The sequence below is a fragment of the Rhodococcus sp. HNM0569 genome (genome assembly GCF_012726205.1).
Taxonomy (GTDB): domain Bacteria; phylum Actinomycetota; class Actinomycetes; order Mycobacteriales; family Mycobacteriaceae; genus Rhodococcus_F.
This window is the reverse complement of record NZ_JAASAE010000017.1, coordinates 49,816-74,685: the sequence shown is the minus strand read 5'-3', so window position 1 is coordinate 74,685 and position 24,870 is coordinate 49,816. Positions and strand designations below refer to the sequence as shown.

The following is a 24,870-nucleotide window of genomic DNA, read 5'->3' as shown; positions in this document are numbered from 1 at the left end:
CCGCGGTGTCGTCGAGGAGGGTCACAGTGCAGCCAACTTCCTGCGCCGGACGATCGCGACGAAGAACGGGGCGCCGAACAGCGCGAGCACGATGCCCACCTGCAATTCGCCGGGCCGCACCACGACGCGGCCGATCACGTCGGCGACCAGCAGCATGACCGCGCCCATCAGGGCGGCGTACGGCACGAGCCAGCGGTAGTCGGGGCCGGTGACGGCCCGCGCGACGTGCGGGACGACCAGACCGATGAAGGCGATCGGTCCGCACGCCGCGGTCGCGGCACCCGTCAACAGTGTGATCGCGAGGATCCCGAGGACACGGCTCGCCACGACATTGCTGCCGAGCGATTTCGCGACGTCTTCGCCGAGGCTGAGCACGTTGAGCCCGGGCGTGCCCGCAAGCGCGAGCACGAGACCCGCGATCAGGAACGGCAACACCGTCCACAGGATGTCGAATCCGCGACCGGCGACCGAGCCCACCACCCAGAACCGGTACGCATCGAGGCTGTTCTGGTCGACGACGACGATCGCCTGGGTCATCGCCTGCAGGAAGAACGCGACCGCGGCGCCCGCGAGCGCGAGACTCAATGGGCTCGTGCCCCCCGATCCGATCGACGACAGCCCGAACACGACGATGCTCGCGAGGAACGACCCGACGAACGCGAACCACAGGTACTGGCTCGGTGCGGTGAAGCTGAACAGGTACATCGACAGCACCACGAGGAACGCAGCGCCCGCGTTGAGGCCGAGCAGTCCGGCGTCGGCGAGTGGGTTGCGGGTGTAGCCCTGGATGAGTGCGCCTGCCGCGCCGAGTGCGATGCCCACGACGAGCGCGAGCAGAGTGCGCGGGCCGCGCAGCGTCTGGACGATGATGTCGGCCTGCGTGCCGTCGGAGGCGAACAGTGCGTGTGCGATCTCCCCGGTCGTGAGCGGTCGCGCGCCGATCGCGATGCTCGCCAGCAGAGCGAAGGCGAGCACCGCGACCAGCACCACGAGGCCCAGCAGGCGGCGCCTGCGCACCGCGGTGGGGGAGCCGTCGGGCTTGTCGGGCTCGAAGCCCTCGTCGGCGGCGGTCACCTGCCGTACGACCTCGACGTTGTCGCGGTCGAGCACCCGGCGCAGCGCCCGGCGCGTTCCGACCGGTGTCCCGTGTTCGCGATCGCGGACGACGAGGCCGACCCACCGCATGCCTGCGCTCTGCCCCGTGCGTCCTGCACGCAGCCCGAGATTCCAGTAGCCGAGTGCGCAACCGATCGCGAGAGTGGCCGCACCGAAGATCAGCCGATCGGCCTCGCCCCCGCCGTTCGCGTCGCGCAGCGAGTCGACGACGAACCAACCGAGTACGAACGGGAGCACGGTGAGGGCGGTGTCGAATGCCCATGCCACCGCGCGGATTCCGCGTGGCGCCGGGCCGCGGGGAATCTCGCGTCGGCCGAACGACTCGCGCGATGTGCGCCCGTCTGTTCGTGTGGTGGTCACGGAGTGTTCGTGCTCCTTCGCAGGGGGGATGCCCGACGGGGGTCGGGGCGGGGCCCGGCATGTGGACCGGCTCCGCGGATACCCGGATGTACGGCTACTTAGGTTACGGAACCCTATCCAACCCGCGTCGGCGGGGAGGTAGTGGCGACCGTCACCGGGGGTCGGTACTTGATATTTGGTGAGGCTACCCTAAGCTCCCATTCGTCCACGTTTCCCGGGAACCTTCCCGAACAGACGAATGGAGCGCTCGGTGACCACGATGTTCGCGCCCTGCACCACACTCGGCCCCCGTACCGCACGCAACTGCGGAACGGCGCTCGGGCAGTGTTGCGACCGGCTGCGCACCCTCAATCCCGACTATCCGCGCATGTACGCAGTGGCGGCGATGGCCGACGAAGGGCGGCGGCGTTGGTGGGCGCTCGAAGGGGCACCCACCGGCGATCGCGTGCATCGGATGTGGAAACGCGCGCTCGAAGATCTGGGGCACCCCGAGGCCGCCGCGATGCAGGTCGCGACGTCGTTGATCCACGCGGTCGTCGGTCGTGTCGCGGCGCTGTTCGTCCTCGAAGCGCGCGCGTGGGATCCCGGTGTCGAGAACCTGCACATCCACATGGACAACGACGAAGGCATCGACTGGGCCGGAGTCGCGGACGAGACGCTCCGCGTCCTGCCGGGCGATCCGCTCGCGGCGACGAGTGGCACCGTGACGCTGCCGTGTGAGCGTGCGCTCGCGCTGTGGACAGCTCATCGATGCACCGGCTCACTCACGACGGTGTTCGACGCCGTCGCGCGGTGTACGCCGATCGACGCGCAGCGATTCTGGAGTGCGGTGGGTGATGCCGTGCTCGGCGCGTCGGGGTGTGTCCCGCTCATGGCGGGTGGTGGCGACCTCGCCGCGCACCGTCGCGGACAGTTGTTGCTCGACGGCTTCGTCGCGGCAGGGTTGCCGGTGCGCGAGCGGCATCGCCGGGTGCCGGCCGAGTGGTCACGCAGGAGGCGGCTGCAGTACACGGCATGAGTCCGACACTCGGCGAATCTGCCGCCGAAGGTCTTGCTAGTTAGGCAAGCCTTCCCTATAGTCGATCGCAGTGCTCGTCACACTCCACCGGGCCGAACCGGAGTCCTGAGGGCTGCAGAGACTCCCGGTCCTTGCGACGACGGCCCCGTACCTGATCCAGGTGCGGGGCCGTCGGTCTCGTCGAGGATGCCCCCACGTATTCGCTGCCTCGCACGTCGTGTAGTCAAGTGAGTGCGGCGCCGTGCGTGACGGATCGCCGGAACCACGGAACACCAGGAGCGAACATGGTCGAATCACATGCGGTCGAGAATCAGGCAGTCGACGAGCGGGCAGCGGCGGCCACCTCGGGAACGGGGCGTGGATTCGACCAGCTGATCGGCCTCGACTACACGGAGCTGACACCCGACCGGGTGAGCGCGCAGTGGACGGTGCGTCCCGAACTGCACCAGCCCAACGGAATCCTCCACGGCGGCGTCCTGTGCGCCGTCGTCGAGTCGGTGGCGAGCGTCGCGGGCAGCGTGTGGCTCGGCGAGCAGGGGCACGTGGTCGGCGTCAACAACACCACCGACTTCCTCCGCGCCACGCGGGAGGGCACCCTGACCGCCGTCGGTCGGCCGATCCATCGCGGCCGCACGCAGCAGCTGTGGGAGGTGCGCATCACCGACGCGGCAGACCGACTGATCGCGAAGGGGCAGGTGCGCCTCGCGAACATCACCGACACGGCACGCCTCGGCAGCTGACCCCCGCCAGGGGGTCAGCCGGTCGCCCGGTCCGGACCCGGGTTTTCCTTCTCCGAACCCGACGTGCCGGTCGACTTGCCGTCTTCACGCTGGATGCGCTCGAGGGCGACGCGCGCGAACACCTGTTGCTCGGTGGACGCCATCTGGGACCGGCCCTTGCCCAGGAAGGTCACGGTCCACGACATGATCGTCGACAGCCGGCTGCGGAAGCCGACGAGGTACATCAGGTGCACGACGAGCCACGCCACCCACCCGATGAAGCCGGTGATCTCGAGCTTGCCGACCTTGGCGACCGCGTTGAACCGCGAGATGGTCGCCATCGATCCCTTGTCGAAGTACTTGAACGGCGGTCGTGCGTCGGGTGATGCGCCGTGCAGACCCTCTTCGATCTGTTTCGCGGCGTAGCGGCCGCCCTGCATCGCCACCTGCGCGAGGCCCGGCAGCTTGTCGAGCGACATCATGTCGCCGATGACGAACACATTGGGGTGGCCGGGCAATGTGAGGTCGGGGCGTACCAGCACGCGGCCTGCCCGATCCACCTCGGCACCGGCCTGATCGGCGACGATCTTGCCGAGCGGGCTGGCCTGTACGCCCGCCGACCACACCTTGCACCGCGACTCGATCCGGCGCTGCGTGCCGTCCTTGTCCTTGACGACGAGCCCGGTCGAGTCGACGTCGGTGACGAGCGCTCCGAGTTGCACCTCGATGCCGAGTTCCTCGAGGTCGTTGCGGGCGACTCGGCTGATCTTGCCGCCGTAGACCGGCAGTACGTCGTCCGCGCCGTCGAGGAGAATGACCCGCGCGTCGGTCGGGTCGATGTGGCGGAAGGCGCCCGGCAGCGTGCGCCGGGCGAGCTCGGCGATCTGACCCGCGAGTTCGACACCTGTCGGGCCCGCGCCCACCACGACGAAGGTGAGCAATCGCTGCCGTTCGAGCGGATCGGTCGTGACCTCCGCGAGCTCGAACGAACCGAGGATGCGGCCGCGTAGTTCGAGTGCGTCGTCGATCGTCTTCATGCCCGGCGCGAACTCGGCGAACCGGTCGTTCCCGAAGTACGACTGTCCGGCGCCCGCGGCGAGAATCAGGCTGTCGTAACGCGTGACCGTCGGACGGCCGAGGAGCGTCGAGGTGACGGTCTGCTTCTCGAGGTCGATGTCCTCGACGTCGCCCAACAGCACCTGAGCGTTCTTCTGCTTGCGCAGCACGAGCCGGGTCGCGGGCGCGATGTCGCCGACCGACAGGATGCCTGTCGCCACCTGGTACAGCAACGGCTGGAACAGGTGGTGCGTGGTACGAGCGACCATGGTGACGTCCAGATCGGTCTTGTCGAGAGCACGGGTGGCGAACAGTCCGCCGAAGCCCGAGCCGACGACGACCACCTGGTGCCGGTCGGGGTGCAGCGGTTCCTCTTGCCTGGGGTCGGTGCTCATCTCGCTCCTGTCGACGAAGGCGGGGCAGCGGTGGGAATTCGGGTGGCGGCGAACAGGGGAGTGGTGTGCCGAGTGGGGGCTCACTCCAGGGGGCGTCGCGGTGGGGTTCCGTAGTCGTCCGGGCGCTCCCGGATGCGTTCGAGGTCGGGGTATTCCCGGCGGAGACGATCGTCGTCGAAGTCCTGTCGTTCCGGACCCGAGAAGTCGCCTCGGATCGAGAAGAAGAACAGGGCGCACACCAGGGCGACGACGACCACCACGGTGATGCCGACGACGACGAATCCGAACGCGGCACCGATCTCGGCCCAGTCCATGGGGGACCTCCTCTCGTGATGCCCCCAACTTACTTTCGGGTGCCCGGAGGAGGGGAAGAATCGACCGACCGTCGACAATCCGGCCAGGACGGAACGACGGAAATTCCCGAACAATTACGAGGTCCGGCGCAGCACCCCCTCGACGACCACCGCGTCGAGGTCGCGAAACGCCCGTGCATGGGCCCGAAAACCGGCGTCCACCACCACGGCCTCCGTGCGATCCGCGAGTGTCGCGCTCGTCTCGAGCAGCAGCGCACCTCCGGGGGAGAGCCATCCGGACGCGCCTTCGGCCACGGCCCGCTGCAGTCGAGTGCCGTCGGGACCGCCGTCGAGCGCCGTCTCGTGCTCATGTTCGCGGGCCTCACGCGGCATGAGAGCGATGTGGGCGGAGGGAACGTAGGGCGCGTTCGCGACGAGCAGGTCGACGCGCCCACGCAATTCGCGGGGCAGGGCGTCGAAGAGGTCGCCGGCGTGAACTTCGCCGAGGCCGGTCAGATTGGTGCGTGCGACGGCGATCGCGACGGGGTCGACATCGGCGGCGTGGACGATCACCCCGGATATCTCACGGGCGAGGGCCGTCGCGACAGGCGCGCTGCCGCAGCACATCTCGACCACGACGTCCCCGGGCGTCAGCCGCGGCAGAGCCGCCCGGACGAGCGCCTCGGTACGCAGCCGGGGGACGAAGACTCCCGGAGCGACCACGATGCGCTCGGACCGGAAGAGCGCGTACCCCAGGACGTACTCGATCGGGGTGCCCGACACCCGGTCGGCCGCCATCCGTTCGAGGTGGGCCGCGTCGCGGGCGTTCTCGACGAGCAACCGAGCCTCGTCCTCGGCGTAGACACATCCCGCGGCGCGCAGTCGCGCCGCGAGCGACGGGTTCGACGGGTGCACGCCGCGACGCTACCCGGCGCCCGCCAGTCGTAGGAGTGCCGGTGTCCGCGTCGTCAGGGCAGGGGAGGGGCCGGCGAGGGAGTCGGAGCCGCACATGGCGGGGGATGTGCCGCACTTTTTTCGGGCACTGAAGCCGGGGACGACCGGGGTGCTCGTGTCGGAACACACACCTAGCGAGAACGTCTCTGTCGATCCGGGTTCATGCGTACGGAAATACTCCGGCGCGGACGGAACACCAGGAAAAGCAGAAATCACCACCCTTCCGTCACCCACACATCACCACCGATGCCTCGACAGACAGGACCCGACAACTCGGAGACCGAGTCGGTCAGCGGGCGAACCGAAGTGCGTCGGACAGAGCGCGGGCCGCATCGGTGACGGCACCGCGGACCTGCTGCCTACGTTCGTCCGCGGCGCCGACGAGATGCGACGGGCCTGCCACGCTGAGCGCCGCGACGGTCGTGCCGCCGACGTCGACGACGCGTGCCGCGCACGAGTCGATTCCGGCCTCGTAGCCCGAGAACGACCAGTCGAATCCGCGTTCGGCGACCCCGTCGAGCGTCTCCGCGAGTTCGGCGGCGGGTAGCGGGCTGCCGTCGACAGTGGTGAGTGGAGCCTGCCCGAGCCACGTGTCGCGTTCCGCCGGGGTCAGGCCGGCGAGGAGGACCCGCCCGGGTGTCGTGAGATGGGCAGGTACGCGGCTTCCGGTGGTGATGTTGCTGACCAGCGGCTGATCGGGGAGATGGCGACGCAGGTACACCGCGTCCGTGCCGTCGAGGACGACGAGATACGCCGAGAGTCCGAGTCGGCGTCCGAGTTCTTCGAGGGCGCGCTCGGACATGGACACCAGGGTCTCGTCCGCGAGCACCCGTGCTGCGAGGGCGAGCAGCGGCATCGCAGCACGGTGGCCGCCGCCAGGCGAGCGCTCGACCATTCCGGCGTTCTCGAGTTCAGCGAGGAGTCTCGTCGCGGTGACGCGATTGATGCCGGTGGCGCGGGCGATCTCGCTGAAGTTGGTGGTGGTTCCGCCTGCCGCGATGTGCTCGAGGAGGCGGAACGCACGCTGAACGGGGGTGCTCGGCGCGTCCTCGGTCACGCCGGCGACGCTACCTGCGGGCCTGCGAGCGGGGCAGTCCAGGGGTTGTACTCGTACACCCAGTCGCCGTTACCCGCGTCCTTGAGCCAGTTGTTGCCGCGCGATCCGATCTGGATGCGCGCGGTGCGTTCCTGCCGTGAGTGCTCGTACGCGGCGAACGCGTCGCCGAGGCCGGAATACGCTTCGACACATCGCGCGAGGACGACGGCGTCTTCGATCGACTGCCCGGCGCCTTGTGCCATGAACGGGGTCATCGGGTGACACGCGTCGCCGAGCAGGGTGGCGGATCCGGTGCCCCAGCGTGGCAGTGGGTCGCGTACGTACAGGGCCGATGCGAGGACTTCCTCGCACGCGTCGAGGAGAGCGCGTGCGTGCGGGTGGAAGTCGGTGTAGTGCGAACGCAATTCGTCGGGGTCGCCGGGCAGGGTCCAGGACTCCTCGGTCCACGTCGACCGTGGCGTGGTCGCGAACACGAAGACGTTCCCGTGACCGAGCGGGAAGGTGACGATCTGGGTGTCGGGATCCGGGCCCCACCACTTGGTGAAGGCGCCCACGTCGGGGACGCCGGCGAGCCGCGTGACCGGAACGACGGATCGGTAGGCGACGACGCCGGTGAACTGGGGTTGCTCGGGTCCGAACAATGCGCTGCGCACCGCGCTGTGGATGCCGTCGGCGCCGATCGCGGCATCGGCCCGGGCGGTTCCGCCCTCGGCGAACTCGAGTTCGACCCCGGTGTGGTCGGCGTGGAGGCCGTGCACTCTGCTCCCGAAGCGGATGACGTCTCCCGCAGCATGCTCGAGAGCGGTCATCAGGTCGGCCCGGTGCATCGTGAGCTGCGGTGCGCCGTAGCGGTCCTGCGCGGTGTCGGCCATCGCGAGCCGCGAGGTTTCTTCGCCGCTGTCCCAGGTGCGGCTGATGCGGTGGGTGGGCCGTGCGGCCGCCGCGCGGATCTCGGCACCGACGCCGAGCCCGTCGAGGGCGTTGACGGCATTCGGGGTGAGGTTGATGTCGGCTCCGACCCGGCCGAATGCGCGCGCTTGCTCGTGCACGGTGACGTCGTGACCGGCTTTCCTCAGCGCGATGGCGACGCTGAGTCCGCCGATTCCGGCGCCGACGACGGCGAAGTGGGACATGGATCCTCCTCGAGTGTGCGCGGTACCCGGCCCGCTGTACGTTCAAGTCTGCACAAAATGATCAAATATGTACAGAGTGATCATGAATGTACGACAGCGAGCAGGGGCGCGCACCTCGAACGCCAGGTCACCTGTGCACGGTGCGCCCCGCGACCACGTTCGTGAGCGATATGACGACCATGCCGAGTGCGCCGTGCACGATGCCGGCGGCGAGCGCCGCCTCCCACGTCGAGGCCGCGAGGAAAGGCAGCACCACGACGGCGATCACCACGAGCGTCGTGATCCACGAGTAGAACGTCGCGGGCGACGGAACTCCCTGCACGAGAAGCCACATCAGCAGACCCGACAGTGCCGCCGCGATCGCACCGGTGATCGCGGCGTTCCACGGGTCGATCAGCCCGTACGCCCACACCGTGCCCCACTCGAACCGTTCCCAGAGCGCCTGCATGATGGCGGTGAGCACCCAGCCCGCGATCGCCGCGACGAGTGCTGTCGCTGCCACCCCCGCGAGGAAGGGCCCCGTGTCGAGACGGGGGCCGGGTGGCGTGCCCGGGGCCGGGGAGCCGGGCACGTAGCGAGGGTCCTGGGGGGCGCCGTAGGGCTGCGCCGCGTCGTAACGCCGGGTTCGATCGTCTCCGTACGGGTTGCTCATCGATTCCCTTCCGTCCGAGTCGTGTACGTCACACGTACGTGTAATCGTCCACCGGAAAGCTGCGCGCCGCACGGAACGTGGCCGAAGTCGAGTTCGGTCGCAACAAAGTCGCTTCGCCGTGCTGGTTGAAGTAGTAGCTACGCGAGGAGGCGCAGCGGCCGTCCACGAACACCGAATCCTGCAGGTTGTGGGTCATCGCGTCGAGGAACTCGGAGTTGGCCCGCTCGGTGACCTCGAAGGTGCTCGCACCCCTGCGGTCCAGTTCGCCGAGCAGCCGGTCCATGTGCGCCATCTGCGACTCGATCGTCGTGAAATACGACAGCCCGCTGTACGCGTACGGGGAGTTCAGGCTGAGCAGGTTCGGGAAGCCCGGCACGGTGATGCCCTCGTATGCCTGGAAGCGGCTCTCGCGCCACCACTTCCCGAGATTGCGGCCGCCGCGGCCGATGATCTCGAACGCCGGGAAGTTGACGTCCCACAGGTTGAATCCGGTAGCCAGGACGAGCGTGTCGACCGGGATGCGCCGACCGCTGGTCGTGACGAGAGCGTCGGGTTCGACCCGCTCGATGCCGTCGGTGTCGAGGTGCACGTCGGGTCGGTTGAAGACGCGGAAGTACCGATTCGAGAATGTCGGTCTCTTGCAGCCGAAGTCGTAGTCGGGAGTCAGCGCGCGTCGCGTCGCGGCGTCGCGCACCTGTACGCGCAGGTGGGCTTTCGCGAGCAGCGCCGCACCGCGATTGAGTCTCTTGGCCTGGCGGAAGCGCAACACGCCCACGACCATCAGCAGCTCGAGGATCGTGTTGCTGATGGTCCGGGCGGCACGCTGCGAGCTCGGGACGGCCGCGAACAGCGACCGCACCGCGCGGGGGATGCGGAAGTCGACCTTGGGCACCACCCAGATGGGTGTGCGCTGAAAGACGGTGAGCTCCGCAGCGGTGCGGGCGAGTTCGGGAATCAGTTGAACCGCGGTCGCACCCGTACCGACGACGGCGATACGGCGCCCGTCGGGGCGGTAGTGGTCGTCCCAGTCGGCCGTGTGCAGGATCCTTCCGGCGAACGAGTCGATGCCCGGAAAGGCGGGTGTGTGCGGCTGGGACAGGAAGCCGGTGGCCGTGACGAGGAACCGCGCGGTGACGCTCGCGCCGTCCGCGAGCGTCACGCGCCACAGCTGGTCGTCGTCGTCCCAGGTCGCGCTTTCGACTGCGGTACCGAAGCGCATGCGGCGACGGAGATCGTACTTGTCGGCGATCCGCGCGGCGTAGGCGGCGAGCTCGCTGCCCGGTGCGAACAGGCGGCTCCAGTGCGGGTTCGGCTCGAACGAATACGAGTAGGTGACCGAGGCGATGTCGACCGCGAGGCCGGGATAGTGGTTGACGTGCCACGTGCCGCCGAGATCGTCCTCACGTTCGTAGATCGCGATGTCGTGCAGGCCGCGCCGCTGCAGCGCGATCGCGGCGCCCATTCCGCCGAAGCCGGCGCCGACGACGATCGCATCGTGATCGGGTGCGACGGACGTCTTGCCTGAGTGCATGGCTGGGCCTTCCGGTACACCGACGGTGGTGGCCGTCAGTATGGCTGTACCCCGGGGTCACGGTAAAGATCCCGGGGCGCGGTACCGCGATCGGGACGGGGCGGCTTTGCCCGCCGCTGACACGCGTTCTAGTGTCGGCGTGGTCGGCTGTGCACGTGCAGCCATCGGAGCGCGGAGGAGACCCCATGACCTCGACGGACCTACGGCTCGGCTTCTTCGCCGAATCGGACGGAGGTTTCGAGCCGCAGCGCCTCGCGCGCAGCAGTTGGGGCCACGGCACGCTGCACGGTTCGGCGGTGTGCGGTCTCGTCGCGCGGCAACTCGAACGAGATCACGGACGCGAAGGATTCGTGCCGTCGCGGCTGACCGTCGACATCTTCAAGCCGGTGCGGTCGGAGCTCACCACGGTGCAGACCCGAATCGTGCGCGCGGGCAACCGTATCGTCGTCGCCGACGCCGACGTGCTGCAGGACGGTGAGGTCGTCACCCGGGCGACGCTGGTACTCCTGCGCGCGGGCGAGGCACCCGCGGGCGAACTCTGGACCAAGGTGAATCCGGTGCCGCATCCGCCGGACACTCTCGGCATCGACTGGTCCGGCCCGGGTGCGCCGCTGTTCTCGAGTGACGACGGTGCCGAGGTGTGGTCGTCGTCGATGCCCGACCACCAGGGCAATGGACGCAAACGCATGTGGCAGCGGCAACTCGACGTCGTCGTGGGGGAGGTGTCGTCACCGTTCGTGCGGGCCGCGACGGTGGGCGAGATGACGAGCCTCATGACGAACTGGGGCAGCGAAGGTGTCGGATACATCAACGCCGACCTCACGATGGTGGTCTCGCGGCTACCCGTCTCCGACGACCTCGGACTCGAAGCCGAGAACCATTTCGCGGCGGGCGGCATCTCGGTCGGCAGCACCACCATGTACGACAGGCAGGGCGCCTTCGGCACGTGTGTGGTGACCGCACTGTCGAATGCGCGACGCCAGATCGATTTCGGGCAGGACAAGTTCCGTGTCGGCGCGCGGGCCGCGCTGTGAGCGGCGCGCGATGATCACCCGAGGCGATCTCGTTCATCTCCGCCGATGCGTGACCCTCGCCGGCGACGCACTCGCCGCGGGCGACGAGCCGTTCGGGTCGGTGCTCGTGTCGGCGACCGGGGTCGTGCTCGCCGAGGACCGCAATCGCGTCGCGGGGGGAGACCACACGCGCCATCCCGAGTTCGCTCTCGCACGGTGGGCTGCCGAGCACGTGCCCGCAGCCGAGCGCGGTGCGTGCACGGTGTACACGTCGGGTGAGCACTGCCCGATGTGCTCGGCGGCGCATGCGTGGGTCGGGTTGGGCCGCATCGTGTATGCAGTGTCGTCGGCGCAGCTGACGGGATGGCTGCGTGAGTGGGGTGTGCCGGAGCCGCCCGTCGCGGCGCTCCCCGTGCGCGACGTCGCCCCGGGTGTCGTGGCCGAGGGCCCGGCGGACGAACTGGTCGAGGAGATGCGCGCACTGCACCGCCGGTGTCAGCTCGGTGGCTGAGTCGGCTGTGTGGGCACTGCGCACCGTGTGTCCAGACCCAGTACGTGATTGAGCCGTCCGAACGCGAGCCACGATCCGAGGCACATCGTGAGCTCGACGACCTCGCGTTGCGTGTAGGCGGCAGTCATGCGGGCCCAGAAGGCGTCGTCGAGGCCGTGGTGATCGAGTGCGTACCGTTCCGCGTACTCGGCGGCCAGCCGGGTGCGGTCGTCGAAGCCGGTGGCGGTGCGCCAGTGCGCGACGGCGTCGTCGAACCCGTCCTCGACCGTCCGGCCGTCGCGCTCGGTGCGCCAGTCCTGGCAGAAGACGCAGCCGTTGATCTGCGCGATGCGCAGCCGGGCCGCCTCGAACTCCCGTAGCCCGAGCGTCGTGTCGGAGTACACCTTCGCGGAGAACGTCGCGGCCGCGGGGCCGATGCCGGGGACCATCTCGCCCCACACGAAGGCGAGCGGATCCTTCCCCTCGGGGACGTCGATGAGCGCGGTCGGTTCGATCGTCATGGCAACGTGGCCTTTCCGAGTTTGCCGACGCCCGGCTGGATCGGGACGTCGAGTGCGTCGTAGAGTCCCGGGCCCGCGTCGCGCAGCCAGGGGATCGCATTGACCAGCCGGCCGACGGCGGTGGCATTTCCTCCGGCCGCCCGGTTGCCGCCTTCGTCGGTGGCGACGACGTCGATCTCGATTCGTGGCCGTCCCTCGACGATCACACGGTGCACCCCGGCACCACCGTCGGGCACCTGCGGCCAGTCCGGAGCGCAGGCGGCGTCGATGCGGGTGACGTGTTCGACGACGACCACGGCGTCGCCGGCGACATGCCCTTCGAGTTCGAAGCGCACAGCCCCCTGCGTGCCTGCGTCGAATCTGCCCATGAGCGGCGTGTCGACCGTGTCGGTCAGCGCGCGTCGGTCGTGTCGCTCGACGATGTCGTCGAATTCGATGCCGAGGGCGCGTCCGAGCAGCCGCAGCTGGCCGCCCCACACCATCGTGGGCACGCCTGCGACGAGCATGGGCGGCTCGTAGTCCATGGGCTGCCCCATGCCGGTGAGAATCCGCACGGCATCGGGCTGGTCGTAGGTCGTGTAGTCGAAGATCTCCTGGCACCGCAGCTGCGAGATCGACGACGCGAGGCCCGAGGCGAGCAGTGGCAGGATGTCGTTCGCCCAGCCGGGGTCGACGCCGGAGACGAACAGTGCGCCGCCACCGGTTGCGATCGCCTCGTCGACCGCGTCGCGCACGTCCGCAGGCGCGGACGGCGGATCGTAGAGCGCGAACAATGACGGCGTCACGACCACTGCTCCGGCGCGCACCGCGCGCAGGACGTCGGCGAGTGCGTCGTCGGGCCGCAGGTCGCCCGAGGCGGCGTACACGACGGCGTCGGCCCCTGCGAGCGCGGCATCGAGGTCACCGGTCGCCGGGACGCCCAGGGTCGTGGGGAGTCCCGCGAGCTCGCCCGCGTCGACGCCGATCTTCGCCTCCGAGTGCACGACGACCCCGGACAGGGCTAGCGCCGGGTGAGCCTGCACCGCACGGATCGCTGCGCGCCCCACATTGCCGGTGCCCCACACGACGGTCTGCAGCGGGTGAGCGTCGGCTCCGGAGTATGTGCTGCTCATGCGGCCAGACTAGAGAACACGTTCTCGTTTCGGAAGGGATCGGCGGCACTCCGGCGGGCGCATGATTCGATGGGTGCGTGCACACGAGTGACGACGACGCCCGCCCTGTTCCTGCATCTCGCCCGGTCGCCGCAACTCGTCTGAGCACCGCGACCGTGGTCGTCCCCGGCGGTTCGGACACCGCACGCGGCTACCGGCGCCTGTTCGGGCTCGCCGAAGGCGTGGAGCCCGTCGTGGCCAACGGCGCTGTCGTCGTCGATCACTGCGTCGACCGCCCCGTGGACGACACGGCGCGAATCGTGTTCGGCTGCGGCGATCTCGACCGGACGCGCCGGCTGCTCGAACGCCGCGGCCTCGCACTGTCGCCGCACGCCGCCGGTCTCGTGGCACGGCAGTACCCTGCGCTCGGCGTCGGGACGCGCGCAGCCACCGCCGACCGTGATCCGGAGCGTGACGTGGACCGTATCGACCACGTCGTGTTCACCGCACCCGACCGCGTGCAGGCCATCGCCCTGTTCGGCGGTGTCCTCGGGCTGGATTTCCGTCTCGCACAGTCGACCAGGGGCGTCGAGCAGTTGTTCTTCCGCGCCACCGAGGTCGTCGTCGAGGTACTCGCAGGCGTCGAGGGAGCGGATGACGCTGTGGCGCTGTGGGGCGTTGCGTGGCGCAGCGTCGACCTCGAGACGACCCGCGCGCGTCTCGTGGAGTCGGGCGTCGACGTGAGCGAGATCCGACCCGGCCGCAAACCGGGGACCCGCGTCGTGACGGTGCGCGACGACGCGCTCGGCACGGCGACTCTTCTGATCGAGCACGTCCGTCACGCGTAGACACGGCTGCGGCCCCGGCGGGTCCACAACGGATCCGATGTGGCGGTGCCCTGCGCGACGAGTTCGCGTTTGAGGACCTTGTTCGTCGCGGTCGACGGCAAGGAGGCCGCGAGACGCACGTAGCGCGGCCACGCGTGCGGCGACAGGTCCGGCTGCTCCCCGAGGAAACGGGCGAAGTCCTCCGGAGTGAGGTCCGCGTCGTCCACGAGCACCAGTGCGGCCATCACCTGGTCGCCGGCCCGCGGATCGGGCAGCGCGTACACCGCGGCCTGGCTGACCGCGTGGTTGCGGAGCAGGATCCGCTCTATCGGTGCCGCCGTGAGGTTTTCGCCGTCGACCCGCATCCAGTCGCCGGTGCGGCCCGCGAGGTACACGAACCCGTCTGCGTCGCGGTAGGCGAGGTCTCCGCTCCAGTACATGCCGTCGCGCAGACGCTCGTCGGTCGCGGCAGGGTTGCGGTAGTAGCCGGCGAACATGCCGGCACCGTAGGTGTTGACCAGTTCGCCCACCGCATCGTCGTGGTTGACGAGTGCCCCGGTCCGGTCGAACACCGCCCGGGGGCATTCGACTCCGGTCACCGGGTCGTACACCGCGACTCCGTCGAACGGTTGGCCGATCGACCCCGGTGGCGTGCCGTCGACGCGCGTGACGATGACGGCATTCTCGGTGGAACCGAAGCCGTCCCACACGGTGCACCCGAACCGGCGCCCGAAGTCGAGGATGTCGAGATCACCCGCCTCGTTGCCGAATGCGACGCGAAGCGGATTGTCCGCGTCGTCGGTCTTCTCCGGGGTCGCGAGGACGTAGGCGAGGGGCTTGCCGACGTAGTTCATATAGGTGGCGCCGTACCGGCGGATGTCGTCGAGGAAGTGCGATGCAGAGAATCGTGCGGGCACGAGCGCGGCGCCCGACGCGAGCGCGACACACCAGCCGGCGAGCACCGCATTCGAGTGGAACAGCGGCATCGACACGTAGCACACGTCGTCGGGTCCGAGCGCGAAGCGATCGGTGAGTACGGTGCCGGCGACGAGGACGGTCATGTGGTTGACCTGAACGGCTTTCGGGTCGCCGCTCGTGCCGGACGTGAAGATGAGCATGAACGTGTCGGTGGGCGCGGACTCGCGCAGCGGTGCGAGTGCGGGAGCTTCGGACCCGGACAGCGCCTGCCACTGCGCGTCGGAGGTGACCAGCACGGGGACGTCGCCGAGTTCGAGGCCGTCGAGCAGGTGCCGATGCTCGTCGTCGGTGACGACGAGCTGACAGTCGGCGCGGGCGATGTCGGCGGCCAGCGCGGTACCTCGCCGCGTGGTGTTGAGCCCGCACAGGACGTACCCGCCGAGCGCCGCGGCGGCGAGCGAACGGGCCATGTCGGGGGAGTTGCCCAGCAGCACGCCGACATGGGGTGGCCGCTGCGGGTCCAGGAGCGAGATCAGGTGGGCGGCGACGGCGGACGCGTCGGCGACGTGCTCTCGCCAGGTCCACGACGAATCACCGTGCCGCAGCCCGACGGTGGTGTCGTGTGCGCGTTCCCGGAGCAGTTGCTGGAGGGTCTCGACCACGGGCATACTGTGACACACACCACAGAAGTGGACAAGTGTCCGAAGCTCGGAGGTTCTCGGTGTCCCACCCTCGCACGGCCGTGATCGGCGCAGGCATCAGCGGTCTCACCACCGCAAAGATGCTCTCCGACTACGGGATTCCGTACACCTGCTACGAGATGTCCGACGGCGTCGGAGGCAACTGGGCATTCGGCACCAAAGGTGGCCACAGCGGTGCCTACCGGTCGCTGCACATCGACACGTCGAAACACCAACTGTCCTTCAAGGACTATCCGATGCCCGAGGAGTACCCGGACTTCCCGCACCACAGCCTGATCCGGCAGTACCTGGAGGGCTACGCCGACGCCTTCGACCTGAAACGGAACATCGAGTTCGAGACAGCCGTGGACGAAGCCGACCCGCTGCCCGGCGGCGGCTGGCGGCTCACCACCCGCGACGGCACGGCCCGCACCTTCGACGCGCTCGTCGTCGCGAACGGGCACCACTGGGACCCGCGGCTGCCCGAGTTCGCCGGGCACTTCGCCGGCGACGTCCTGCACTCGCACTCGTACGTCGACCCGTTCGCGCCGCTCGACCTGCACGGAAAACGGATCCTGGTGGTCGGACTCGGCAACAGCGCAGCCGACATCGCGGTCGAGTTGTCGTCACGTTCACTGCGCAACACCGTCACGCTCTCGACCCGGTCGAGCGCGTGGATCGTGCCCAAGTACATCGCAGGCGTGCCCGCCGACAAGTACTACCGCACCTCACCCCACCTGCCGTTCTCGTGGCAACGCCGCATGGCCCGGCTCGGTCCGCTGATCACCACCGGCCGGCCCGAACGGTACGGGCTGCCGACACCCGACCATCACTTCTTCGAAGCGCACCCCACCCAGTCGAGCGACTTGCCGCTGCGTCTCGGATCCGGCGACATCCTTCCGAAACCCGACGTCTCGTCGGTCGACGGCACCACCGTCACCTTCGCCGACGGCTCGTCCGCCGAGTTCGACGTCCTGCTGTGCGCGACCGGCTACAACATCACCTTCCCGTTCTTCGCTCCCGACGTCGTCGCCGCACCGGACAACCGGATCCGGCTCTACAAGCGCATCTTCGCGCCCGGGACCGACGACCTGCTCTTCGTCGGGCTCGCCCAGGCGACGCCCACCCTGTTCCCGTTCGTCGAAGCACAGGCACGGCTCGTCGCCGCCTACCTGGGCGGCCATTACCGGCCACCCGAACCCGACGAGATGGAACGCGTCATCGACGCCGATCACCGGAAGTACCTGGGCCACATGAACGACCGGCCACGGCACACCCAGCAGGTCGACTACTTCCTGTACGAGCACGACCTGCGCACCCGGGAGCTGCGCGACGGCCGCGCCCGCGTCGACGCGTCGGGCCCCGTCACGCTCGGCGCAGCGCAGGGCGGGGGTGTGGGGGCATGATCCGCGACACCGTCCGCTTCCGCTCCGGCACGGCCGACATCCACGCGTGGCACTTCCGAGCGGACCGTGCACCGGACGAGGCAGATGCTCCGTGCGTCGTGATGGCGCACGGACTCGCGGGTACCAAGGACTCGGGGCTCGCCCCGTTCGCCGAGGCATTCGCCCGCGCCGGCATCGACACGCTCGCGTTCGACTTCCGTGGCTTCGGCGACAGTGGGGGAGCGCCGCGGCAGAAGGTGTCGATGCGGGCGCAGGTCGACGACTACCGCGCCGCGCTCTCCGCGGCCCGCGCACTGCCCGGCGTCGATCCGGCGCGGCTCGTCGCGTGGGGAGTGTCGCTGTCCGGCGGGCACGTCTTCGAGCTCGCCGCCGAGACACCCGCGCTCGCCGCTGCCGTCGCGCTCACGCCCCTCGTGAGTGGCCCTGCCGCGGCAGCGCACTCGGTTCGCGAGCGGTCGCCCCGGGAGTTCGCATCCGGTGTCCTCGACGGCGTCCGGTCGGCCGCGAGCCGAGGCACACGGCGTATGCCCGTCGTCGGGCCGCCCGGCACCCACGCTGCCCTCACCAGTCCGGGCGCCGACGAGTCGTACCGGGCGATCGCGGGACCGTCGTGGCGCAACGAAGTAGACCCCGGGGTGTTGTTCGAGCTGCCGTCCTACCGGCCCGCACGGCACGCCCGGCGCATCAACGTGCCGATGCTCGTGCAGATCGCCGACTTCGACCGGTCGGCGCCGCCCGACAGCGCCGCACGCGCCGCATTCGACGCGCGGGCACTCGTCCACCGCTATCCGTGCGACCACTTCGACGTGTGGCCGGGAACGAGCCACCACACCCGCGCCGTCGAACATCAGGTGCGGTTCGTCGAACGGGTGGTGCGCCAGCCCCTGTGAGACCCCGTGCGGGACACGCGGACCAGCTGAAACGAAGCCGCCCCCGGCGACGATGGACGGGGGTCGGGAACATACCATCTGGTCCGAACTGTGACGGTCCGTGCCCGCGGTGCCGAGACGAGGGGGAGTCGTGCCGTATCTGAGCCTGATCGTGATGGTGATCTGGGTGCTGTGCCTGATCGACGTGGTGTGCGCCGACACCTACGCGGTGCGGCATCTCCCCAAGGTCGCCTGGGTGTTCGTCGTGCTGCTGCTTCCGCTCGTCGGATCGTTGTTGTGGATCGGGATCGGACGGCCGGAGGGAGCCCGATTCGGCGGCGCCTCCACTCGCGGTCCAGCCCCGACGACTGCATTTCCCGAGTACGAACGGCCCGGACGTCAGCTCGCGACCAACTCGGCCGCCGACGAGGAGTTCTTGCGCCGGTGCCGCGAACGTGCCGAAGCGCAGCGTCGCACGTACCGCGAGCAGCAACGTCGCGCCGACGACGCCTGACGCCCGCACACACGGACGTCAGGCGCACAGGACTCAGGCGCACGTACTGCCTGCGTCGCCACCGTCGCGGGCCGTCGTCACGAACGCGCGCACGTCGTCGAGCGACTCCTCGAGCACCGCACGATGGTCGGCGCCGTCGTAGACCCGATAGGTCAGGTCGGCGCCGTTGCCGCACAACGCTTCCGTCACCGTGTCGGTCACCGCACGCGAGACGAGTGCGTCGTCCGTCCCCTGCACGACGAGAGTCGGCACCGTCGGGGTGAGCCCCTCGAGTTCCTGGGTCGCGTAGTAGTCACGCAGGCCGGTCAGATCCGCGTCCGGCGCGAACACCTGATCGAGCGGGACCGACGCTGCTGCGGCGCGGACGTCGTCCATGCATCCGGTGCGCGCCGCGGTCAGCAGCGGCCGTGACGTGTCGGTGAGCATCGCGTCGGCGGACAACTCCGGCTTCGCTGCTTCCGCACCCAACAACAGCACCGGCAGGAAACTCAACGCCTGCTCGATCCCGGGTCCACCGGTCCGGAAGTACTCCGCGGTATCGCTCGTGCGCGAACCCGGCGCGAAGGACACCACTGCCTCGAGGTCGAGCTCCGGTGCACGGGCGGCGCCGCGTGCCGCGGTGAACAGCGCGGCGTGACCGCCTTGACTGTGGCCCATCGCGATCCAGTGGGTGCCGATCGACGGATCGAGTGCGCGGGCCGCGCGCACGATGTCGACCACACTGTTCGACGCGCTGTCGCCGTTCATGTACGGATGCTCGCCGGGCGTACCCAGCCCCTCGTAGTCGGTCTGCACGACGGCATAGCCGTCGGCGACCCACCGGTCGAGCATCGCCGACGTGCGCGAGACGTAGCTGTGCGCCGGCCCGCCGGTGGTGTCCGCCGACGGTGCGCACGGGTCGCCGACGCCCGTCGTGCCGTGCGCCCAGCTCACGACGGGCCAGCCGCCCTCCGGTGCGTCGCCTGCCGGGATCGCGACCGTGCCGGACACGAGGACGGGCCGTCCGTCGGCGCCCTCGGACAGGTACGTGACGAGTTCCGAACGAGCCGCACTCGGCAACGCCGCCGCCGAGGTGAGTGGCCGATCGGTCACGAGGCTGCCTGCGGCGAGCTCGTCGGGGGAGTCGGCGGTATCGGCACAGGCCGTCAGCGTCAACAAGGTCGTCGCGGCGACCGCGGTGACCGCGGCGCGGGTGGGGAAGTGGCGCATGAAACCTCCGTTAAGACGAATGCATTAAGAATCGAGACGAGGTTCTCAGTAATGTGTGATCCATGCCTCTGTCAAATGGCCGTCTCGCTCTCCTGGACTCGGCCGAGAAGCTCATCGCACGCCGCGGCATCCACGGCGTGTCGGCACGCGAGGTGCTCAAAGACGCCGGGCAGCGGAATAATTCGGCCATCGCGTACCACTTCGGGTCGTGGCACGGGCTGCTCGACCAGATCTGGTCTCGGCACGCACCACGTATCAACGTCGAACGCGCCGCGCTCGTCGCCTCCGACGACGAACGCCCGGAACTCGAACGACTCGTCCACGCGTACGTGCACCCGCTCACCACCCAGGTCGGCACCCACGATCCGAGCTACTGGGCACGATTCAACGAACAATGGCTCGCCACCGCGCCACTCGACGTCCTCGCCGTACCCACACCGGAATCGGTGAGCGCGGACTACTACCCGTCGGACGACTCGCTCGACGTTCTCGCGTCGTTGCTCAACCGCATCGCGGCAGCGCTGCCGTTGCCCACCGAGCACGGACGCCGCCGCGTCGGGCTCATGGTGCGCTTCGTCATCGGCTCCTACGCCGCATGGGAACGCGCGCGCGATCACGGCGACGCCCCGGACCTTCGTGCATTCGAAGGTGAGATCGAACGGATCGTCTGTGCGATGCTGGGCGTTCCGCCCGCGTGATGCCGTCTCGACGTCGGGGATCGCCGCCGACAGGAGGTCTCGTGTCCCACCCGATCAGTGCTGTGCATCCCTTCGAACACCGCGTACCGGACGCCGAACTCGACGAACTGCGTGCGCGTCTGGCTACGGCACGGTTGCCCGAGGCCGAGACGGTTCGTTCCGACGCGTCCGGCCGGGCGCGCTGGGAGCAGGGTGTCCCGCTGGCCGACCTCGTCGAGATCGTCGAGTACTGGCGCACGGACTACGACTGGCGGCCTTTCGAGGAACGGCTCGACCGGATCGGCCAGTTCCGCACAACCATCGACGGACTGGGAATCCACTTCCTGCACCGACGATCCACACGCGCCGATGCGACGCCGCTGATCATGACGCACGGCTGGCCGGACAGCATCGTCCGCTTCGTCGACATCGTGGACGAGTTGGCAGATCCGGCGGAGACGGAGGCGCCCGCCTTCCACGTCGTCGTGCCGTCGCTCCCGGGCTTCGGGTACAGCGACAAGCCGGCCGCCACCGGGTGGGGCACCGAGAAGATCGCCGCGGCATGGGTCGAACTCATGAGCCGGCTCGGATACGGTCGATTCCTCGCGCACGGCGGCGATTGGGGAGGCAATATCGCCACCGTCCTCGGTGGCCGCTTCCCGGCACACGTGATCGGCATCCACACGACGTTCGCCGAGGCAGCGCCCGGGTCGACCACGGACGGCCTCACGCCGATCGAGCGCGAATGGGTCGGCGAGACACGCGACTTCTGGGCTCACCGCGCGGCGTACGCGAAACAGCAGGCGACGCGCCCGCAGACCATCGGCTACTCACTCGTCGATTCGCCGGTCGGGCTGCTCGCATGGATCCTCGACAAGTTCGCCGAATGGTCGGACACGGGGGACAGCCCGTTCGACACGATGTCCCGCGACCGGATTCTCGACGACGTCACGCTGTACTGGCTCACGCAGACCGGGGCGTCGGCGGCCCGCATCTACTACGAGAGCCACAACTCGCTCGATCCCGAACTGCGGGTCGACGTTCCCGCAGCACTCACGATGTACCCGCACGACGTCGAGAAGTGCCCGCGTCCGTGGGCGCAGGAACGGTACCGGCGGATCGTTCGCTGGAGCACACCCGATGCCGGGGGACATTTCCCGGCGATGGAGATGCCGGAGTTCTTCGTCGACGATCTGCGGCAAGGACTGACGGCCGTGCTTGCCGCCGACCGGTGAGCCGAGCGGTGGACGAGAGCGACAGGGGGCGTCGACAGCGCCGCGTGGGGAGCCCGGCGGGGGTGGCCGGCAGAGCCGCTCCCGAGGTCCTTTCCTCGTGTTAGTTGACATAATGTAGATTATCGGCGCTTTTTCCACCTGGGCGGATATGGGCCGGAAGTGGTCCATGGGTGTACCCGTAGACCGATTTTCGGCCGTTTCGCCGACCTGGGATTCCGACGGCTCCGCGGCTGTCGTCGTGTGCACGGCACGTACCGCGCGCATGACGCGTCGCGCATATTATTCACGCCACCGAATGAGCGAGCCGAAGAGCGAGACCGCCGCGGGATCCGGGCTTTCGCTCGCTTGTCCCGAATCGACGACTCCGGCGACCGCTTCCCCACCTCCGGCCACTCTCGGTCATTTCGTCACTGTGACGTTTTGAGGTCAGTCAGTTTTGTTCCACTTGCCCGATCAGCGACACCGGAGTCCATGAGGGCCAGTTCGCGTCACCCACCTGCTCGCCGCCGGCGAAGCGCGCCACGATGCGCGTGACGTCGGCAGCCGTGTTGTCGTAGACGGTCGCGTGGTCGGCCCGCGCGACAGCCTGCGCGACGAGCGGCCAAAGCCTGTCGAAGCGCGCGCGGATCTTGTCCTCGGGCACCCGGTGGCCACCCTCGACGGCTCGTTCGGCGACGCGAGCGACCGACAACTCGACCGGTACCAGCAGGACGTGGAGCACGACCACATAGTCCGCGCGCCGCGCTCGGTCGACGAATTCGAGCTTCGACGGATGCGAGAACACGGTCTCGGCGATGAACGACTCCCCTCGCTCGAGGAGCGCGTCACGGATGGTCGCGGCGATCCGAGCAGCCTCGTACGAGTGCTCCTCCGGGGAGCGTGGCCACCGTTGCCGGGCAAGGTCGTCCGCGTTCACGAAGCTGCTTCCGGGGAGCAGTGGAGCGAGGCGCTGCGCGACGAAGGTGGACTTGCCGGCGCCGTTGGGGCCGACGACGAGGTCGAGTCTCCTCACAGCACGATCTGGGTGCCGTCCGGAAGGTGTTTGACGACGCGCCCTTGCTCGTCGAGCACGACGCTCGCGAGGCCGCGTGCGGCGCGGTCGGCGACGTGATTGCCCGTGGCGAGCGACTCGTCGAGTCCCGCCGCGACCTCGGCGTTGAACACCACGCCTTCCTCCGCGGACAACTCGCGCAGTGGCAGGCGCCCGGCCAGCGCGGCCTCGACCCGCCGCCGGGCCACCTGCTGCTGACTGGAGACCTCGCGGCCGACGCGCGCCCAGTGCTCGAGCTGCTGGCGGGCGGACCTGTTCTCCCGCTCCCCCTCGGACGCCGCGGCGTCCACCAGATCGGAAGAAAACCGGGTGACTCGATCCGTGGCGTTCGTCATACGTCTTCCTTACGCGGGCATCGTGTCGGAACGGACCACCTCAGTGTAGCAATCTGCTACACGCGGGTGACCGCTCTCGAAGGTCAGTGCTCGAGTCCTGCGTCCTTGCTGCCGTACGCGCTGTGCAGGGTGGGTTTGACGACCTTGCCGCCTGCGTTACGCGGCAGTGCGTCGACGACGACGAGGCCCTTCGGCTGTTTGAAGCGGGCGAGGTTGTCGTTCAGGTAGGCGCCGAGCTCGTCGAGGGTGAGCGTGTCGACGCCGTCGGCGAGTGCGACCACGGCGATCGGCACCTCGCCCCATTTGTCGTCGGCGCGGCCGATGACGGCGGCCTCGGCGATCGCGGGGTGCCCGTAGAGCACGTTCTCGACTTCGGCGCAGTAGATGTTCTCGCCGCCGGAGATGATCATGTCCTTCGCCCGGTCGACGACGTAGAGGAAGCCTTCGTCGTCCTGGCGCACGAGGTCGCCCGAGTGGAACCACCCGCCCGCGAAGGCGTCGGCGGTGGCCTGCGGGTTCTCCCAGTATCCCTTCATGAGATTCGGCCCGCGGTAGACGATCTCGCCGACTTCGCCGGGTGCGACGTCGTTCATGAGGGGATCGACGATGCGCGCGGTGACGGCGGGGACGACCTTGCCGATCGAGCCGATCTTGCGCCGCGCATCCTTGCCTTCGAGGATGCACGTGACGGGCGACATCTCGGTCTGGCCGAAGGCGGTCAGGTTGAGTGCGTCGGGGAAGGTCGTGTTCATCGCCTCGAGGACGGTGTCGGAGGCGGGCGCGGCGCCCCAACTGATCGTGCGCAGGCGTAGTGCGCGGGGCCGCGCCTGCTGTGCCGCGCACACTGCCTGCCACTGGGCGGGCACCATGAACACCGAGGTGGTGCCTTCACGTTCCATCGTGTCGAGCATGTCGTCGGCGTCGAAGGCGCCGAGTGGGTGGATGACCGCGCGGATACCCCGGTAGAAGACGGGGGCGAATCCGGCGATGCCGGCGATGTGGAACATCGGCGGCACGCACGACGACACGTCGTCGGGTCCGCTGTCCGCCGTGCTGATCACGGTCATCGCCTGTGCCTGCAGGTTCTGGTGGGTGAGCATCGCGCCCTTGGGTTTTCCGGTGGTGCCGGAGGTGTACATGACCAGGGCGACGGTGTCTTCGGGAACGTCGATCTCGGGCAGGTCGGACGAGTCCTCGGCGACGAGTGTCTCGTAGTCGAGGTGGTCGGCACTGTCGCTGCCGCCGACGACGATCGTGGTGTCGAGGGTTCCGGTGGTGGTGGCGCCCGCGTCGGCGAGCGGTGCGAGCAACGTTTCGGTGACCATGACATGCGCTCCGCTGTCGGTGGCCAGGAAGGCGACCTCGGCGGGGCTCATGCGGATGTTGACCGGGACGGGTATGGCGCCGATCAGGTTGGCGCCGAGGACGGCTTCGAGGTATTCGGTGCGGTTGAGCAGTGCCATGAGGATGCGGTCGCCGAAGCGCACGCCGCGCCGGCGCAGTGCGGCGGCGAACGCGCGGGACCGCTCGTCGAGCTGCCGCCAGGTCGTCTCGCGGTCCAGGTACTTGATCGCCACCATGTCGGGGTTCATGAAGGCGTGGCGACGGACCTGGTTGTTCCAGTGGTTGCGTCGTGAGCGCAGCGGCTCGGCGGTGGCGATGTCGGGCGTGTCGATCGCAGCGGTCATGGCGCGCTCCCCTTGTCGTGTGACGCGTCCGGGGCCGTCGAGGCCGCGACGCGCGACGCATC

General features: G+C 69.0%; 25 protein-coding genes. 10 read left to right on the top strand and 15 right to left on the bottom strand.

The features are described from left to right. Positions 1–21: 21 nt before the first annotated feature. On the bottom strand, positions 22–1,476 hold the full coding sequence (locus HCA44_RS18500) for an iron chelate uptake ABC transporter family permease subunit (RefSeq protein ID WP_169650797.1): 1,455 nt from the start codon (positions 1,474–1,476) through the stop codon (positions 22–24). 259 nt (positions 1,477–1,735) lie between these two features. On the opposite strand from HCA44_RS18500, the gene HCA44_RS18495 reads away from it, so the two are divergent. Together HCA44_RS18495 and HCA44_RS18490 are read left to right on the top strand one after the other, a co-directional pair. Further along, the gene (locus tag HCA44_RS18495) at positions 1,736–2,494 is read left to right on the top strand and encodes a hypothetical protein (RefSeq protein WP_169650804.1); all 759 of its coding nucleotides are present in this window, start codon (positions 1,736–1,738) and stop codon (positions 2,492–2,494) included. 284 nt (positions 2,495–2,778) lie between these two features. Further along, positions 2,779–3,234, top strand: coding sequence for a PaaI family thioesterase (locus HCA44_RS18490; protein ID WP_169650796.1), 456 nt, complete (start codon positions 2,779–2,781; stop codon positions 3,232–3,234). 14 nt (positions 3,235–3,248) lie between these two features. On the opposite strand, the gene HCA44_RS18485 is transcribed toward HCA44_RS18490, so the two are convergent. From HCA44_RS18485 to HCA44_RS18455, 7 genes are all read right to left on the bottom strand, one after another. Then, a complete protein-coding gene (locus HCA44_RS18485) occupies positions 3,249–4,664 on the bottom strand; it encodes an NAD(P)/FAD-dependent oxidoreductase (protein WP_169650795.1) in 1,416 nt (471 codons plus the stop codon). A gap of 80 nt (positions 4,665–4,744) precedes the next feature. Further along, positions 4,745–4,978 (bottom strand): hypothetical protein, encoded by a 234-nt coding sequence (locus HCA44_RS20810; protein ID WP_206038346.1) that lies wholly within the window; start codon positions 4,976–4,978, stop codon positions 4,745–4,747. Positions 4,979–5,092: 114 nt separating this feature from the next. After that, positions 5,093–5,872 (bottom strand): putative protein N(5)-glutamine methyltransferase, encoded by a 780-nt coding sequence (locus tag HCA44_RS18475; RefSeq protein ID WP_169650794.1) that lies wholly within the window; start codon positions 5,870–5,872, stop codon positions 5,093–5,095. Positions 5,873–6,200: 328 nt separating this feature from the next. Next, the gene (locus HCA44_RS18470) at positions 6,201–6,968 is read right to left on the bottom strand and encodes an IclR family transcriptional regulator (protein WP_169650793.1); all 768 of its coding nucleotides are present in this window, start codon (positions 6,966–6,968) and stop codon (positions 6,201–6,203) included. After that, entirely contained in the window at positions 6,965–8,101 is a 1,137-nt protein-coding gene (locus tag HCA44_RS18465) for an FAD-dependent monooxygenase (protein WP_169650792.1), read from the bottom strand. Before HCA44_RS18465 ends, HCA44_RS18470 begins: the two co-directional genes overlap by 4 nt. Positions 8,102–8,228: 127 nt before the next feature. Further along, positions 8,229–8,753 carry a hypothetical protein gene (locus HCA44_RS18460; protein ID WP_169650791.1) on the bottom strand — a complete coding sequence of 175 codons (525 nt, stop codon included), beginning with the start codon at positions 8,751–8,753 and terminating at the stop codon, positions 8,229–8,231. A gap of 28 nt (positions 8,754–8,781) precedes the next feature. Beyond that, positions 8,782–10,284 carry an NAD(P)/FAD-dependent oxidoreductase gene (locus tag HCA44_RS18455; protein ID WP_169650790.1) on the bottom strand — a complete coding sequence of 501 codons (1,503 nt, stop codon included), beginning with the start codon at positions 10,282–10,284 and terminating at the stop codon, positions 8,782–8,784. Positions 10,285–10,469: 185 nt separating this feature from the next. On the opposite strand from HCA44_RS18455, the gene HCA44_RS18450 reads away from it, so the two are divergent. Both HCA44_RS18450 and HCA44_RS18445 read left to right on the top strand, forming a co-directional pair. After that, complete coding sequence (locus HCA44_RS18450; protein WP_169650789.1) at positions 10,470–11,318, top strand: acyl-CoA thioesterase domain-containing protein; 849 nt, start codon at positions 10,470–10,472, stop codon at positions 11,316–11,318. A 10-nt stretch (positions 11,319–11,328) separates the two neighbouring features. Next, positions 11,329–11,808 carry a nucleoside deaminase gene (locus HCA44_RS18445; protein WP_169650788.1) on the top strand — a complete coding sequence of 160 codons (480 nt, stop codon included), beginning with the start codon at positions 11,329–11,331 and terminating at the stop codon, positions 11,806–11,808. Here the strand turns inward: HCA44_RS18445 and HCA44_RS18440 are convergent. Then, positions 11,793–12,308 carry a carboxymuconolactone decarboxylase family protein gene (locus HCA44_RS18440; RefSeq protein ID WP_169650787.1) on the bottom strand — a complete coding sequence of 172 codons (516 nt, stop codon included), beginning with the start codon at positions 12,306–12,308 and terminating at the stop codon, positions 11,793–11,795. The genes HCA44_RS18445 and HCA44_RS18440 overlap by 16 nt on opposite strands. Continuing rightward, complete coding sequence (locus HCA44_RS18435; protein WP_169650786.1) at positions 12,305–13,420, bottom strand: dihydrodipicolinate reductase; 1,116 nt, start codon at positions 13,418–13,420, stop codon at positions 12,305–12,307. Before HCA44_RS18435 ends, HCA44_RS18440 begins: the two co-directional genes overlap by 4 nt. Before the next feature lie 155 nt (positions 13,421–13,575). Between HCA44_RS18435 and HCA44_RS21105 the strand changes: the two genes are divergently transcribed. Beyond that, positions 13,576–14,247: a VOC family protein gene (locus HCA44_RS21105; RefSeq protein WP_169650785.1), complete on the top strand. Its 672-nt coding sequence runs from the start codon at positions 13,576–13,578 to the stop codon at positions 14,245–14,247. Here HCA44_RS21105 and fadD1 read toward each other — a convergent pair. Further along, positions 14,238–15,806 (bottom strand): fatty-acid--CoA ligase FadD1, encoded by a 1,569-nt coding sequence (gene fadD1 / locus HCA44_RS18425; RefSeq protein ID WP_346764788.1) that lies wholly within the window; start codon positions 15,804–15,806, stop codon positions 14,238–14,240. The genes HCA44_RS21105 and fadD1 overlap by 10 nt on opposite strands. A 59-nt stretch (positions 15,807–15,865) precedes the next feature. Here fadD1 and HCA44_RS18420 point away from each other — a divergent pair, with 59 nt between their 5' ends. The 3 genes from HCA44_RS18420 (at position 15,866) to HCA44_RS18410 (ending at position 18,613) form a co-directional block, all read left to right on the top strand. Then, positions 15,866–17,230, top strand: coding sequence for an NAD(P)-binding domain-containing protein (locus HCA44_RS18420; RefSeq protein ID WP_169650783.1), 1,365 nt, complete (start codon positions 15,866–15,868; stop codon positions 17,228–17,230). Beyond that, positions 17,227–18,120, top strand: a complete 894-nt coding sequence (locus HCA44_RS18415; protein ID WP_169650782.1) for an alpha/beta hydrolase — start codon at positions 17,227–17,229, stop codon at positions 18,118–18,120. Before HCA44_RS18420 ends, HCA44_RS18415 begins: the two co-directional genes overlap by 4 nt. Before the next feature lie 130 nt (positions 18,121–18,250). Next, positions 18,251–18,613 carry a PLDc N-terminal domain-containing protein gene (locus HCA44_RS18410; RefSeq protein WP_169650781.1) on the top strand — a complete coding sequence of 121 codons (363 nt, stop codon included), beginning with the start codon at positions 18,251–18,253 and terminating at the stop codon, positions 18,611–18,613. 33 nt (positions 18,614–18,646) lie between these two features. Here HCA44_RS18410 and HCA44_RS18405 read toward each other — a convergent pair whose 3' ends face one another. Then, positions 18,647–19,822: a lipase family protein gene (locus tag HCA44_RS18405; protein WP_169650780.1), complete on the bottom strand. Its 1,176-nt coding sequence runs from the start codon at positions 19,820–19,822 to the stop codon at positions 18,647–18,649. A gap of 62 nt (positions 19,823–19,884) precedes the next feature. Here HCA44_RS18405 and HCA44_RS18400 point away from each other — a divergent pair, with 62 nt between their 5' ends. Together HCA44_RS18400 and HCA44_RS18395 are read left to right on the top strand one after the other, a co-directional pair. Then, on the top strand, positions 19,885–20,520 hold the full coding sequence (locus HCA44_RS18400; protein WP_169650779.1) for a TetR family transcriptional regulator: 636 nt from the start codon (positions 19,885–19,887) through the stop codon (positions 20,518–20,520). 41 nt (positions 20,521–20,561) lie between these two features. After that, positions 20,562–21,734 (top strand): epoxide hydrolase family protein, encoded by a 1,173-nt coding sequence (locus HCA44_RS18395; protein ID WP_346764787.1) that lies wholly within the window; start codon positions 20,562–20,564, stop codon positions 21,732–21,734. 430 nt (positions 21,735–22,164) lie between these two features. Here HCA44_RS18395 and HCA44_RS18390 read toward each other — a convergent pair whose 3' ends face one another. From HCA44_RS18390 to fadD5, 3 genes are all read right to left on the bottom strand, one after another. Beyond that, on the bottom strand, positions 22,165–22,746 hold the full coding sequence (locus tag HCA44_RS18390; RefSeq protein ID WP_169650777.1) for an AAA family ATPase: 582 nt from the start codon (positions 22,744–22,746) through the stop codon (positions 22,165–22,167). Continuing rightward, on the bottom strand, positions 22,743–23,120 hold the full coding sequence (locus tag HCA44_RS21100; RefSeq protein ID WP_169650776.1) for a hypothetical protein: 378 nt from the start codon (positions 23,118–23,120) through the stop codon (positions 22,743–22,745). Before HCA44_RS21100 ends, HCA44_RS18390 begins: the two co-directional genes overlap by 4 nt. Before the next feature lie 83 nt (positions 23,121–23,203). After that, positions 23,204–24,808 (bottom strand): fatty-acid--CoA ligase FadD5, encoded by a 1,605-nt coding sequence (fadD5, locus tag HCA44_RS18380; protein ID WP_169650775.1) that lies wholly within the window; start codon positions 24,806–24,808, stop codon positions 23,204–23,206. Between the last annotated feature and the right edge of the window lie 62 nt (positions 24,809–24,870).

Coding starts and splice junctions, on each gene's coding strand:
- HCA44_RS18495 (WP_169650804.1), top strand. CDS start 1,736: ATGTTCGCGCCCTGCACCACACTCGGCCCCCGTACCGCACGCAACTGC.
- HCA44_RS18490 (WP_169650796.1), top strand. CDS start 2,779: ATGGTCGAATCACATGCGGTCGAGAATCAGGCAGTCGACGAGCGGGCA.
- HCA44_RS18485 (WP_169650795.1), bottom strand. CDS start 4,664: ATGAGCACCGACCCCAGGCAAGAGGAACCGCTGCACCCCGACCGGCAC.
- HCA44_RS20810 (WP_206038346.1), bottom strand. CDS start 4,978: ATGGACTGGGCCGAGATCGGTGCCGCGTTCGGATTCGTCGTCGTCGGC.
- HCA44_RS18465 (WP_169650792.1), bottom strand. CDS start 8,101: ATGTCCCACTTCGCCGTCGTCGGCGCCGGAATCGGCGGACTCAGCGTC.
- HCA44_RS18460 (WP_169650791.1), bottom strand. CDS start 8,753: ATGAGCAACCCGTACGGAGACGATCGAACCCGGCGTTACGACGCGGCG.
- HCA44_RS18455 (WP_169650790.1), bottom strand. CDS start 10,284: ATGCACTCAGGCAAGACGTCCGTCGCACCCGATCACGATGCGATCGTC.
- HCA44_RS18450 (WP_169650789.1), top strand. CDS start 10,470: ATGACCTCGACGGACCTACGGCTCGGCTTCTTCGCCGAATCGGACGGA.
- HCA44_RS18445 (WP_169650788.1), top strand. CDS start 11,329: ATGATCACCCGAGGCGATCTCGTTCATCTCCGCCGATGCGTGACCCTC.
- HCA44_RS18440 (WP_169650787.1), bottom strand. CDS start 12,308: ATGACGATCGAACCGACCGCGCTCATCGACGTCCCCGAGGGGAAGGAT.
- HCA44_RS18435 (WP_169650786.1), bottom strand. CDS start 13,420: ATGAGCAGCACATACTCCGGAGCCGACGCTCACCCGCTGCAGACCGTC.
- HCA44_RS18415 (WP_169650782.1), top strand. CDS start 17,227: ATGATCCGCGACACCGTCCGCTTCCGCTCCGGCACGGCCGACATCCAC.
- HCA44_RS18405 (WP_169650780.1), bottom strand. CDS start 19,822: ATGCGCCACTTCCCCACCCGCGCCGCGGTCACCGCGGTCGCCGCGACG.
- HCA44_RS18400 (WP_169650779.1), top strand. CDS start 19,885: ATGCCTCTGTCAAATGGCCGTCTCGCTCTCCTGGACTCGGCCGAGAAG.
- HCA44_RS21100 (WP_169650776.1), bottom strand. CDS start 23,120: ATGACGAACGCCACGGATCGAGTCACCCGGTTTTCTTCCGATCTGGTG.
- fadD5 (WP_169650775.1), bottom strand. CDS start 24,808: ATGACCGCTGCGATCGACACGCCCGACATCGCCACCGCCGAGCCGCTG.